Origin of the sequence: Actinomadura sp. 7K507, assembly GCF_004348425.1 — a bacterium.
Classification (GTDB): domain Bacteria; phylum Actinomycetota; class Actinomycetes; order Streptosporangiales; family Streptosporangiaceae; genus Spirillospora.
On sequence record NZ_SMKK01000259.1, the window covers coordinates 1 to 12,501 of the forward strand.

Below are 12,501 nucleotides of genomic sequence, written 5' to 3' on the forward strand. Positions count from 1 at the left end.
GCCCCCACCCCAACCCCGCAACAGCCCAAACCACCGCGATCGCGACCGAAGGCAGGTTTCGAGCTTGCGAGAAACCTGATCGCGTAGCGAGCCGCAAGGCGAGTCGGAGCGATGCAGCGATCGCACCGTAGTTCCCGCCGAAGGAGGGCCCCCAGGGCCCGACGCCAAGGGAACTACAAAGAAACAAGACTCGGGCGCCGATGAACAACCCCCCGACTGTTCAGCGGCGCCCGAGCCACAGGCCACCGGATCCCACCCCCCCGGTACGGGATCCAGCGGCGCATGATCCGGCGTTCGACTGGCGGCGCCGGATCTCCGGATTTGCTCTTGTGGGAGGTTCGCGGCGGTGTGCGGCGTGCGCCGTGTTCCGGCCGCCCGCCCTCCGGGGCGGTGTGGCGTGTGGTGCCACTGAGAACACTAGAGGTCTGGTGCCTCCGATCGGCCCTCGAAAAACGCCGGCTTCGTTAAACGGTACGCAATCAAAGATATACGTAGCGTGTTCGCGCGACGAGCGGTCGGTCCGCGGGGACGAGCGGCCATCGGGAACGGTCCACAAACCCGGCGAGCGACCGTCCGGCATTTACGGCCGCAACCGAACTCATCCCTCATGGAACTTGCGGACGAGCCGGTCCCGTACCTCGCGGGTGTGCCGGCGGCTCACCTGCAGCAGCTCGTCCCCGATCTGGACGGCCGCGCGGCCGCCGTCGAAGCGCAGCTCGGTGACGTGGGCGGACGCGACCAGGGTGCTGCGGTGGATCCGGATGAACCCGGCCGCCTCCCACCGCTTGGTCAGCGCGGACAGCGGCATGCGGACCAGGTAGCCGCCGTCGGCGGTGTGCAGCCGCACGTAGTCGCCCTGCGCCTCGACGTGGGTGACCGACCGGCGGGAGACGAGCCGGGTGCGCCCGCCGAGCTCGACGGGGATCATCTCGTCCTCGGCGTCGCGGAGGTCCTCGTCCGGCGCCGGGCCCGTCCGCCGCGCCGCCACGGCGACCCGGCGGACCGACTCGGCGAGCCGCTCGGGCCGGACGGGCTTCAGCAGGTAGTCGAGGGCGCCGAGTTCGTAGGCGGTGACGGCGCAGTCGTCGTGCGCGGTCACGAACACGACGGGCGGGGGCGCGGCGAAACCGGTGAGGAGGCGGGTGAAGTCGAGCCCGTCCAGGCCGGGCAGCCGGATGTCGAGGTACACGGCGTCGAGGCGCTCGCCCTCGGTGAGCATCCGGCTCAGGTCGCGCAGCGCGGACGACGCGTCGCCCGCGCAGCTGACCCGGCCGATCCGCTGATCCCTGCGGAGGAGATAGGTCAGCTCCTCCAGGGCGGGGCGTTCATCGTCGACGGCCAGCACGTGGAGCATGAGGGCGACTTTGCCGCGATTACCGTCCGTCCGCAATCGATTCCGAAAAGTGAGTGCGACGTCGCGGGGGGTTCGGTCAGTCCGGAAACACCCCCGGACGGTACTTCGGGACACGCAGATTGACCTTCGTCCCGGCGCCGAGAGCCGTCTCGACGGTCAGCCCGTACTCCTCTCCGTAGACCTGCCGCATCCGCTCGTCGACGTTCGCGAGACCGATGCCGTCCCCGGGTCCGGCGCCGCTCCCGTTCCGCCGCGCCCGGGTCGCCACGCTGCCCCAGCCGGTCGGGCCGGGGCGGCCCAGCGGGGCCGAGAGGATCTCCTGGAGCCGCTCGGGGTCCATGCCGACGCCGTCGTCCTCCACGCTGATCGCCGCTTCGGCGCCCGAGTCCCGCGCGACGATCGAGATGTGGAACGCCTCCCCGGACCCCGCCATGCCGTGCCGGACGGCGTTCTCGACGAGCGGCTGCAGCGCCAGGAACGGCACCGCGACCGGCAGCACCTCCGGCGCGATGTCGACCCGGCACTTCAGCCGGTCCCCGAACCTGGCCCGCTCCAGCAGCAGGTAGTGGTCGACGGAGCGCAGCTCGTCGGCGAGGGTGGTGAAGTCGCGCGGGTTGCGGAAGGAGTAGCGGGCGAAGTCGGCGAAGTCGAGGAGCAGCTCGCGGGCGCGATCGGGGTCGGTGCGGACGAACGAGGCGATCGTGGTCAGCGAGTTGTAGACGAAATGGGGGGAGATCTGGGCGCGCAGCGCCCGCATCTCGGCCTCGGCCAGGCGGATGCGGGCCGTGTCGAGCCCGGCCAGCTCCAGCTGCCCGGTGACCAGCCGGGCGGCCTCGCCGACCGCCCTGACCCGCGCCGTCGACGGGTGCCGCCAGTAGGCGGTGAGCGTCCCGGTGACGTGTCCCTCGACGGTGAGCGGGGCGACCATCGCCACCTGGACGCCGCACAGCGGGTCGTCGCAGGCGAGCGCCTCGGGGGCCAGTACCCTCGGCCGCCCGGAGGTCAGCACCGGCAGGGCGTGCTGGACGGCCTCCGCCATGTGGACGCCGCGTCCCGCGCCGTCCCACGCCAGCAGCCGCGGCGCCGCCCGGACCGGCTCCGGATCGACGCCGCCCGGGCCCTCGAAGCCGTCACCGCCGAAGCCGTCACCGCCGGGGTCGCCGGAGTCGTCGCCGGGGGGCGGCACGCCGACGAACGCGACGGCCTCGGCGCCCAGCAGCGACCTGAGCCGCCGGGCGGACGTGCGCGCAGCCTCCTCGTTCAGCCCGCCGCGCAGCGGCGGCGACGCCCGCGCGATCGTGTGCAGGGCCGCGAACAGCGCCTTCTCGGCCGGCTCGGCGGGCGCGCGGCGCCGGACGGGAAGCAGCCGGAGCGCCCAGGCGCCGGTGGCGGCACAGGCTCCCGTGGCGGCACCGGCGGCCGTGGCGCACGCCACGATGTCCGCGACGGACGGTAGGACCATGACAACTTACGGTAACGCCTGACTTCCGTGCGAGTCGGTGAGTTGGCCATTTACGAAGGACTCGAAGGACCCGAATGGCCACACGCGGCCACCGAGGCCCGCAGTGCCCCTCTCACAGGGCCCGTCTCACGGCACCCGGCTCACAGGGGCGGGGCTTCGCCCTCGTCCTCCTGGTAGGAGTACCGCTGCTCGCGCCACGGGTCGGCGACGTTGTGGTAGCCGCGCTCCTCCCAGAAGCCGCGGCGGTCCTTCACCAGGTACTCCACGCCCCGCACCCACTTCACGCTCTTCCACGCGTACAGGTGCGGGACCACGATGCGCAGGGGGAAGCCGTGGTCGGGCGTGAGCCGCTCACCGTCCCGGTGGGTGGCCAGCATCGTGCCGTCGGTGAGGAAGTCGCTCATCCGTATGTTGGCGCTGTAGCCGTACTCGGCCCAGACCATCACGTGCGTGACGTCCGGCGCGGGCGGCGCCAGCTCCACGATCGCCGTGCCGGGGACGCCCTCCCACTCGTTGTCCGGGATGGTGAACTTGGTGACGCAGTGGAAGTCGGTGACCGCGCGGGACCTCGGCAGCGCCTCGAACTCGTCCCAGCTCCAGCGGTGCTGCTCCCCCGACTCCGTCGCGCCGAAGACCCGGAAATCCCAGTCCTCGGGACGGAACTTCGGCACGGGGCCGTAGTGGAGGACGGGCCAGCCCCGGGGGACGTACTGGCCGGGCGGCAGGTCGCGCGGCCGCGGTGCGGGCTGTTCGGGGTGGGTCATGACGCGGCCATCCTGCCATCCGGGGTGAGCTGAGCCATATTCGGGGTCGCGCGGGCGCACCACCGGGAAGTTCGGCTACGCTGAGCACCATGCGCAACGTCGTGTATTTCTTTTGGCTCGACCAGCCTGGGCGGCTGGTCTGCCACGCGATGCGCTGACAGACCACGAGACAGAAGCCCCGGGCCGGTCGGCCCGGGGCTTTCGCCGTTTCAGGGGCGGGCCGCGAGGCCGCCGGGACCCCGGGCGTACAGGAGAGGCAGCACATCAATGGTCGTCGTCATGGCCCAGGAGGCCAGCGCAGCGGATATCAAAGCCGTCGTCTCACTTGTCGAGACGGCGGGAGGAGACGCTTTCGTCAGCCGCGGCGTGGAACGGACCATCGTCGGGCTCGTCGGCGACGTCCAGCAGTTCGGCTCGCTGAACCTGCGCGGCATGCGGGGCGTCACCGACGTCATCCGCATCTCGGCGCCCTACAAGCTGGTGAGCCGCGAGAACCACGCCGAACGCTCGGTCGTCCGCGTCGGCGGCGTCCCGGTCGGCCCCGGCACCATGACGCTGATCGCCGGCCCGTGCGCGGTGGAGACGCCCGAGCAGACGCTCGGCGCCGCGCAGATGGCGCAGGCCGCGGGCGCGACGCTGCTGCGCGGCGGCGCGTTCAAGCCGCGGACCTCGCCGTACGCGTTCCAGGGCCTCGGCGAGGCCGGCCTGCGCATCCTCGCGGACGTGCGGGAGGAGACGGGCATGCCGATCGTCACCGAAGTGGTGGACGCCGGCGACGTCGACCTCGTCGCCTCCTACGCGGACATGCTGCAGATCGGCACCCGCAACGCGCAGAACTTCGCCCTCCTGCAGGCCGCGGGCGAGTCCGGCAAGCCGGTCATGCTCAAGCGCGGCATGAACGGGACGATCGAGGAGTGGCTGATGGCGGCCGAGTACGTCGCCCAGCGCGGCAACCTCGACATCGTGCTGTGCGAGCGCGGCATCCGCACGTTCGAGAAGGCCACCCGCAACACCCTCGACATCTCGGCGGTCCCGGTGGCGCAGCGCCTGTCGCACCTGCCGGTCATCGTGGACCCGTCGCACTCGGGCGGCAGCCGCGACCTCGTCCTGCCGCTGACCCGCGCCGCGATCGCGATCGGCGCCGACGGCGTGATCATCGATGTGCACCCGCACCCGGAGACCGCGCTCTGCGACGGCCCTCAGGCCCTCGTGGACGGCGACCTGCGCGAACTGGCCAAGCTCGTCCGCGACCTGCCCCCCATCATCGGCCGTTCCCTCACCCCGCCTATGGCAGTGCCCTCCTCCTGAGGGCCTTGGCGGCCCACAGGAGGAGGGCACTGCGTGCGATCGCTGCATCGCTCCGGCTCGCCCTGGGGGCTCGCTTCGCGATCAGGTTCTCGCAAGCTCGAACCTGCCTTCGGACGCGATCGCGACCGCCGGGGTTGTCGCGGGGTTGCGCCGGAGGCTGGTGGAGTCGTGAGAGTGAGCATTCCGGCGCGTAACAAATTGGTCTGAACCATTGGCCCGGGGCGGGCGCGGCGAGGATGATGTCCGGCATGACAACGGGCGAGGGCGGGGGGCGGCTGTTCCCGGAGGACCTGGACGGCGTCGACCCCGTCGCCGCGGTGATGCTGGCGGACGCGTGCCGCGCCATCTCCGCCTATCCGGAACTCGTGGCCGTGGGCGCGCTGTTCACGGCCGCCGAGCACGTCCGGGGCGGGTGGCGGATCGCCTGCTCGTGCGATCCGCTGCCCCAGGGTGCGCGCGAGCTCCTCGCCGTCCATCTGGAGGACCTGGCCGCCTCGGCGGAACCGGCGGAGGCGCGGGAGCTGCGCGCCTCCGCCCGGGCACTGCAGGAGCGGTCCGCCGACGCGGTGGCCGCGGGCGGGCGCCGGTTCCGGATCGTGCGGATCGAGCAGCTCGTCCGCACCGGTCCCGACGGGCCCGAGCCGCCCCGGCCGACGGACCTCGACGCGCGTCCCGGCCGCGGGCTGGAGCTGCTGCCCGAGGACGGTCCCGCGTCCGATCTCGCGAACGCCGAGCTGCTGTGCCAGGTGCTGGACGCGGCCGCGGCCAGCGGGAACGAGCCGTCGGGCGCGTTCCTCACGCCGGTCGCGCTGGCGCCCGCGTTCACGGTCGCCGAACGGAGCGAGCGGCGCTGGCGCCCGGTCGGGCGGCTGCACGACGCCCCACGGCAGGCCCGCGACGCGCTGGTGACCTACTTCCGGCACGTGGTGCCGGCGGTGGAGAGCCCCGGCGACGCGGACGCCGCCCAGTTCGCCGAGGCGGCGGAGCTGATGGAGGACGAGACGCGCCGCAACGGCATCGCCGTCGCCGGGCGCCGGTTCCGCATCGTCCGCGTCGAGCGGATCACGCTGATGGGCCCCGACGGGCCCGAGCCGCCGCGCCCGACCGACTTCGACGCGCGCTGAGCCACTTCGGCGCGCTGAGCCACTTCGGCACGCTGAACCGGAGCGCGCCGGGTCAGGCCGTGTCGCCGTAGACGGGGCGGTGCTCCTGGACGGCGTCGGCGAGCTGGTCGGCGAGCTCCCCGGCGTCGAGGCGCTTCTCGATCTGCCGCAGGTCGTCGATCCTGGCCTTGGTCTCGGCGCGGCGCGGCGCCAGCATGCTGCAGCAGTCCTCATCGGGCAGCTCGGAGACCGACAGGGTGCGGATGCGGCGCGCCTGGTCCATGATCTCGCTCTTGTCCATGCCGACGAGGGGCCGCAGGATCGGCAGCTCGACGGCGTCGTCCAGCGCGGTGATGTTGGCCAGCGTCTGGCTGGACACCTGGCCGAGGGCGTCCCCGGTGATCAGCGCGGTGTCGCGCCGCCGGCGGGCGAGGACCTCGCCGGTGCGCAGCATCAGGCGGCGCTGCGCGATCACCGCGAGCCGGTCGGCGCCGGACGACTTGATCTGCTGCTGCGCCTTGCCGAACGGGACGACGAACAGCCGCGAGCCGCCCTGGAACTTGTCCAGCTCGCGGACCAGCGCGTACGCCTTGTAGATCGACTCCGGGCCGGTGAACGGCATGCCGGAGAAGTGCAGGTAGTCGACGCGCAGGCCGCGGCGCATCATCCGGTACGCGGCGACCGGCGAGTCGATGCCGCCCGACATCAGCACGAGGGCGCGGCCGCTCATGCCGACGGGCAGGCCGCCCTGCCCGGGCAGGCCGCCGGAGTACACGAACACCTCGTCGCGGTCGACCTCGATCGACAGCGTGTGCGCGGGGTCCTTCAGCTTGACCGGCTGCCCGTACCGGGCGGCGACGAGCGCCCCGATGTGCCGGTCGAGTTCGGTGGAGGTCATCGGGAACCGCTTGTCGCGGCGGCGGGACCGGACGGCGAACGTGCCGGTCCGCCCGTCCATCAGCTCCAGAGCGGCGCGCTCGACGCTGGCGAGGTCCTTGCCGACCCGCCAGGCGCGGTGCGCCCACACGATGCCCATGACGTCGGTGATGCGCTGCGCCACCCGCTCCATGGTCGCGAGGTCGGCGTCGTGCTTGCGCACGATGAACACGCCGTGCCTGCGGATGACGTCCACCCGGGCGATCGGCCGGACGGCGGTGCGGACGTTGTCGGCGAGGCGCCGTTCGAACTGCTCGCGGTTCTTTCCCTTGAGGACGACCTCGCCCAGTTTGAGCAGCACGCACGGCTCACCGTCGACCGGCGACTGCTCCCGGACGTCCGCCGGAGCGGGGTCGAGCGTGGTCATGCTGATCCTCCTGGCGGGAACAGGTGAACGAGGGTGCCACCAGTGTGGCCCAGAGAAGGCAACACCGCGAACGCATAGTGCTGTTCCCGCCAGGCGCGGCGATCAGCCGAAGAAGACCTCGGCCTCGGAGTAGCGCTCCAGCGGGACCGTCTTCAGCTGCTTGGTCGCCTCGTCGAGGCCGACCCGGGTGATGCCGGTGCCCTGAAGCGCGACCATCTTGCCGTAGTCGCCGTCGTGGACCGCGTCGATCGCCTGGAGGCCGAAGCGGGTCGCGAGGACCCGGTCGAACGCGGTGGGGGTGCCGCCGCGCTGGATGTGCCCGAGCACGGTCGCGCGGGCCTCCTTGCCGGTGCGCTTCTCGATCTCGTCGGCGAGGGCCTGGCCGATGCCGCCGAGCCGGACGTGCCCGAACGCGTCCCGCTCCCCGGTCTGCAGCTGCATCTGCCCGTCGACCGGGTGGGCGCCCTCGGACACCACGATGATCGGCGCGTACCGGGTCTTGAACCGGCTCTCGACGTACTCGACGACCTTGTCGATGTCGAAGGGCCGCTCGGGGATGAGGATGACGTTGGCGCCGGCGGCCATGCCGACGTGCAGCGCTATCCAGCCCGCGTGGCGCCCCATGACCTCGCAGATCAGCGCGCGGTGGTGGCTCTCGGCGGTGGTGTGCAGCCGGTCGACGGCCTCCATGCCGATGTTCACCGCGGTGTCGAAGCCGAAGGTGTAGTCGGTCGCGTTGAGGTCGTTGTCGATCGTCTTCGGGACGCCGACGACGTTGACGCCGCTGGCGTACAGCTCGCGCGCGACGCCGAGGGTGTCCTCGCCGCCGATGGCGATCAGCGCGTCCACGCCGAGTCCCGCCAGGTTGTCCTTGATGCGCTCGACGCCGCCCTCGACCTTGACCGGGTTCGTCCGGGACGAGCCCAGGATCGTCCCGCCGCGCGGCAGGATCCCGCGCACCGCCTGGACGTCGAGGGCCAGCGTGTCGCCTTCGAGGGGCCCGCGCCAGCCGGCCCGGAAGCCCACGAACTCGTAGCCGAAGACCTGGACGCCCTTGCGCACGACCGCGCGGATCACCGCGTTCAGTCCGGGGCAGTCACCGCCTCCGGTCAGCACTCCGACGCGCATGCCGTCTCCTTCTCCCGCCACCGGGCTCCTCCCTCGATTCACATGCCAGACTAGCCGTCCGGATGCGGCCGGGCGGGGCAATCACCCGCCGCCCCGGCGCGCCGCCATTGGTCTAGACCATAGCCCCTGCCGGGGGGTCCCCGGCACGTTATCGGGCACGGTCCGCGGATCGGCGCCACCGATCGCGGCGGAACACGCGGGTCCGCCCGCCGACGTGCACCGCCGCTCCCCCCGGCACCCGCCGCACCGCCGCCTTCCGCGGACGCGGCGGAGAATCGCCGGCATGGGCCCACCGGACCTCGGCGAGCGCCAGTTCCGTCGCCGCGTCCGCGGTGAGGTCGTGCCGGTGCGCCCGCGCGAAGTCCCAGCCGTCCCGGAACGATCCCCGGGTGGGACGTCCGGCCGCCCATCCGGCGAACACCGCTTTCCAGGACGTGCCGTACGAGCCGGCCAGCGCCGGCCACGCGCGGGCCACCTCACCCGCCCGTTTGAGCAGGATGCCGCGGGCCGCGGCCCGTACCGCCCCCGCGTCGAAACCGTCGGGCACCGGCCCGTCCGCCGTCATGGCCCGGACGAGCGCCTCCTGCCGCGCGGCCAGCTCCGCGTCCCACGCCTCCCGGTTCACGTGACCGCGGGAAGGCCGGAGGCGGCGGCGATGGCGTCCAGCTCGGCCCGGAGTTCGCCCGCGGGCGGGTAGCGGCCGTCGCGTTCGAGCAGGAAACCGGGCGGGCGGCGCCGGGCGCACAGCTCCCCGACCAGCTTCAGGACCTCCGGCGGGACGGGGGCGGCGTGCGTGTCGTGGTACCGGCCGCCCTCCTCGGAGCCGCCCGCGACATGGCAGTACGCGACGCGTTCGAGCGGCAGGCGGTCCAGCAGGGCGAGGGGGTCCTCGCCGCGGTTGCGGGCGTTGGCGTACACGTTGGCGACGTCCAGGAGGAGAAGCGCGTCCGTTCGTTCCAGCAGCTCGGTCAGGAAGCCGGCCTCGGTGTACTCGTCGTCCGGCCAGTCGAAGAGCGTGGCGATGGGCTCGACGGCCAGCGGCACCGGCAGCTCCGCCTGGGTGCGGCGGATGTTGGCGGTCAGCACGTCCAGCGCGGCCCGGGTGCGCGGCACCGGCAGCAGGTGCCCGGCCTCGATCCCGCCCGCCCGGACGAACGCGACGTGCTCGCTCACCAGCGGCGCCCTGAGCGCCTCGGCGCACGCCGCCAGGTGGCCGACCCGCCCGGCGTCCACCGGCTCGGCGCCGCCCAGCGAGAGCCTCACCCCGTGCGGGACGATCGCCGCCCCGCGCTCCCGCAGCTCCAGCAGGTCCGGCGGGGGATGGGCCGGATGGACGGATTCGGCGACCACCTCGGTGAAGCGCAGGCCGGGCAGCGCGCCGACGAACCCGGCGATCTCGGGACGCCAGCCGATCCCGACACCCAGTTGCGGGAGAAGCGTGCCCATGTCAGCCACCCCCTCCGCAGCCGCCGCAGCCGCCTCCACCGCCTCCGCCGCCTCCACCGTCACCGCCTCCGCCGTCACCGCCTCCGCCGCCGCACGAGCCGCCGCCCCCGCAGGAGGACGCCGAGCACACCGACGCCGTGGACGAGCACGACGACCCCGTGTAGCCGCCCGACGTGGCCTCGACCCCGGTCAGCTCCAGATAGCGGCCGAGGCCGACGGTCTGCGCGAACACCGGGTCGAGGAGCATCAACGCCGCCGTCCCGAAGAGGGCGACGCCGAGCAGGGCCGCTGGACCGCCGAGCCCGGCGTAGGAGGGCGCGTGGTCCGGGTCGAGATGCGGGTTGGAGGCCTTGATCCGCTCGACGGCCCCTTCCCCCACCTCGGTCCGCTCACCGTCCGTGCCCAGCACGGCCATGCCCGCGATGGCGGCGCCGAAGAACGCCGCGCCGGGGATCAGAAAGCCCGGGAACCCGCCGAAGGAGTCGTTCGCGACGAAGGTCGTGAAGCCGATCAGCAGCCATCCGGCGAAGATCAGCTGGTAGGCCCGCAGCCGGTGCCGCCCGCTCCGCGGGACCACCATGCCCTGCGCGGCCAGCCCGTCGCGGATCTGTTCGAGCGAGGCCCGGACGCCCGGCTCGGCGGTGACGCCGGCGAGCGTCACGCCCCGCCCGCCGGCGATCGCCCGGAAGACCGCCGCGTCCAGGGGCGTGCCGGCGGCGCGCGGCCCGGTCGCGGGCGGCGGTGTCGCGTGCATCCGGCCGTCGGCGCTGGTGTCGACCGCGCCGTCCAGCCGCAGCGCCGTCATCGAGGCCGCGATCGCGTGCCGTCCCCCGCCGTGCAGGTAGGCGACCTCGTACGGATGCAGGTCCCGGCCCGGAGGACTCCCCTGCCGCACCTTCGCGCACAGGTTCCGCAGGACCGCCAGCAGCACGACCCCGACCAGGAGGTAGGCCACGAGGTACCCCAGCGTGGGGCCCCAGCTCTCGTCCGTCATGGCGTGCTCCCGTCCACCGCACGTTTGCACGATCAGACGACGGAAGACAGGCCGGAGTTCATGCCGCCCCGGGACTCCTCGTCCCCGCTATTCCTCGTCCAGGCCCTTCTCGATGGCGTAGCGGACGAGTTCGACGCGGTTGTGGAGCTGGAGCTTCCCGAGGGTGTTCTGCACGTGGTTCTGGACCGTCCGGTGGGACAGGACGAGCCGCTGCGCGATCTCCTTGTACGTGAGGCCCTTCGCGACGAGCCGCAGGACCTCGGTCTCGCGCTCGGTCAGGCGCGGCGCGCCGTCGTCCGCGCGGGCGGGGGCGGCGGCGAGCCTGCGGTACTCGCCGAGCACCAACCCGGCGAGGCCGGGGGTGAACACGGCGTCGCCCTCGCCGGTGCGGCGGACGGCGTCCAGGAACTCCTCGCGCGCGGCGGACTTGAGCAGGTAGCCGGTGGCGCCCGCCTTCACCGCCTCCAGGACGTCCTGCTGCTCACCGCTCGCCGACAGGACCAGGACGCGGACCGGCGGGTCGGCGGCGGCCAGGTGGCGGGTCACCTCCACGCCGCCGATGTCGGGCAGCTGGAGGTCGACCACAGCCACCTGCGGGCGCGCGGCGGCGGCGACGCGGATGGCGGCGCGTCCCTCCCCGGCGGTCGCGACCACGTCGTGACCGGCCTCGGCGAGGTCGCGGGCGACCGCCTCGCGCCACATCGGATGGTCGTCCACGACCATGACCCTGAGGGGAACGTCGCTCACGTTCCACACCCTAAGCCGACATCGCCGGTCCCCGGCCAATCCGATAGCGCCGGTCCCCGGCCAAACCGATAGCGCCGGTCCCCGGTCACGCCGACATCGCCGGTCAGGCGCGGGGGACGGTCATCTCGATCTCCGTGCCCGCGCCCTCGGCGGAGGTGATCAGGACCTCGCCGCCCAGGTCGGCGATACGGCCGCGGATGGACTGCGCGACGCCGAGCCGGCCGTCCGCCGCGGCCTCCTCCAGCCGCCCGGCGGGCATGCCGGGGCCGTCGTCGCGGACGCTGACGGTGATCCCGCCGGGGCCGTCCTCAAGCAGGACCCACGCGCGGGCGCCGTCACCGCAGTGGCGCCGGACGTTGCCGAGCGCGGCCTCCACCGCCGCCGCGATCTCCGCGGCGGCGCCCGCGGGCAGCCGGACCTCCGTCGCCGGGGTCGAGACCGTCACTGACGGGGACGCGTGCCCGGTCAGCAGCGGACGGAGATCGGCGCCGTCCCGCGCGGGCGCCGCCGGGGCGGTGCCGATGAGGGAGCGCAGCGCCGCCTCCTGCTCCCCCGCCAGCCGGCCCAGCTCCGCCGCCTCGCCGCCCAGCTCGCCGCCGCGCCGCCGCACCATCGACAGCACCTGCAGCACCGAGTCGTGGATGCGGCGGGCCAGCCGCTCCCGCTCCCGGGTGGCCGACTCCAGCTCCACCGCCCGCGCCAGCCGCGCCTCCGCCTCCCGCGCCAGCCGAACGACGTGCCCGACGACCAGCCCCGCGAGGAACAGCAGCACGATCCCGTTGAACGCCGTCGACCCCGTCCCGCCGGCCGTCCCGGCGAACGCGTGCACCACGAGGTTCGCGGCGGCCAGCACGAGCGCCGCGGTGACGCCGAGGCGCCGCCCGCCCGCCAC

12 protein-coding genes are annotated in these 12,501 nt (G+C 73.5%); 2 read left to right on the forward strand and 10 right to left on the reverse strand.

Going from position 1 to position 12,501, the window contains the following annotated elements:
* Positions 1-598 precede the first annotated feature (598 nt).
* From E1285_RS37865 to E1285_RS37875, 3 genes are all read right to left on the reverse strand, one after another.
* On the reverse strand, positions 599-1,354 hold the full coding sequence (locus E1285_RS37865; protein ID WP_132159417.1) for a LytTR family DNA-binding domain-containing protein: 756 nt from the start codon (positions 1,352-1,354) through the stop codon (positions 599-601).
* A 76-nt stretch (positions 1,355-1,430) separates the two neighbouring features.
* Positions 1,431-2,816: a histidine kinase gene (locus tag E1285_RS37870; protein ID WP_132159418.1), complete on the reverse strand. Its 1,386-nt coding sequence runs from the start codon at positions 2,814-2,816 to the stop codon at positions 1,431-1,433.
* 140 nt (positions 2,817-2,956) lie between these two features.
* On the reverse strand, positions 2,957-3,580 hold the full coding sequence (locus E1285_RS37875) for a sulfite oxidase-like oxidoreductase (RefSeq protein WP_132159419.1): 624 nt from the start codon (positions 3,578-3,580) through the stop codon (positions 2,957-2,959).
* Between the two features lie 267 nt (positions 3,581-3,847).
* On the opposite strand from E1285_RS37875, the gene aroF reads away from it, so the two are divergent.
* The gene (aroF, locus tag E1285_RS37880) at positions 3,848-4,888 is read left to right on the forward strand and encodes a 3-deoxy-7-phosphoheptulonate synthase (protein WP_132159420.1); all 1,041 of its coding nucleotides are present in this window, start codon (positions 3,848-3,850) and stop codon (positions 4,886-4,888) included.
* Positions 4,889-5,136: 248 nt separating this feature from the next.
* Positions 5,137-6,012 carry a DUF5954 family protein gene (locus E1285_RS37885; protein WP_132159421.1) on the forward strand — a complete coding sequence of 292 codons (876 nt, stop codon included), beginning with the start codon at positions 5,137-5,139 and terminating at the stop codon, positions 6,010-6,012.
* Positions 6,013-6,064: 52 nt separating this feature from the next.
* Here the strand turns inward: E1285_RS37885 and thiI are convergent, their stop codons facing one another.
* The 7 genes from thiI to E1285_RS37920 all read right to left on the reverse strand — a co-directional run.
* Positions 6,065-7,294 (reverse strand): tRNA uracil 4-sulfurtransferase ThiI, encoded by a 1,230-nt coding sequence (gene thiI, locus E1285_RS37890; protein WP_132159422.1) that lies wholly within the window; start codon positions 7,292-7,294, stop codon positions 6,065-6,067.
* Between the two features lie 102 nt (positions 7,295-7,396).
* On the reverse strand, positions 7,397-8,422 hold the full coding sequence (locus tag E1285_RS37895; protein ID WP_132159423.1) for a 6-phosphofructokinase: 1,026 nt from the start codon (positions 8,420-8,422) through the stop codon (positions 7,397-7,399).
* 148 nt (positions 8,423-8,570) lie between these two features.
* The gene (locus tag E1285_RS37900; protein WP_207947115.1) at positions 8,571-9,047 is read right to left on the reverse strand and encodes a hypothetical protein; all 477 of its coding nucleotides are present in this window, start codon (positions 9,045-9,047) and stop codon (positions 8,571-8,573) included.
* Entirely contained in the window at positions 9,044-9,868 is an 825-nt protein-coding gene (locus E1285_RS37905; protein WP_132159424.1) for a DUF692 domain-containing protein, read from the reverse strand. The genes E1285_RS37900 and E1285_RS37905 overlap by 4 nt, the downstream gene beginning before the upstream one ends.
* A gap of 1 nt (position 9,869) precedes the next feature.
* A complete protein-coding gene (locus E1285_RS37910) occupies positions 9,870-10,862 on the reverse strand; it encodes a TIGR04222 domain-containing membrane protein (RefSeq protein ID WP_132159425.1) in 993 nt (330 codons plus the stop codon).
* 87 nt (positions 10,863-10,949) lie between these two features.
* Positions 10,950-11,609, reverse strand: a complete 660-nt coding sequence (locus E1285_RS37915; protein ID WP_243723331.1) for a response regulator transcription factor — start codon at positions 11,607-11,609, stop codon at positions 10,950-10,952.
* Between the two features lie 103 nt (positions 11,610-11,712).
* A partial coding sequence (locus tag E1285_RS37920; protein ID WP_132159426.1) for an ATP-binding protein occupies positions 11,713-12,501 on the reverse strand: 789 nt, incomplete at its 5' end.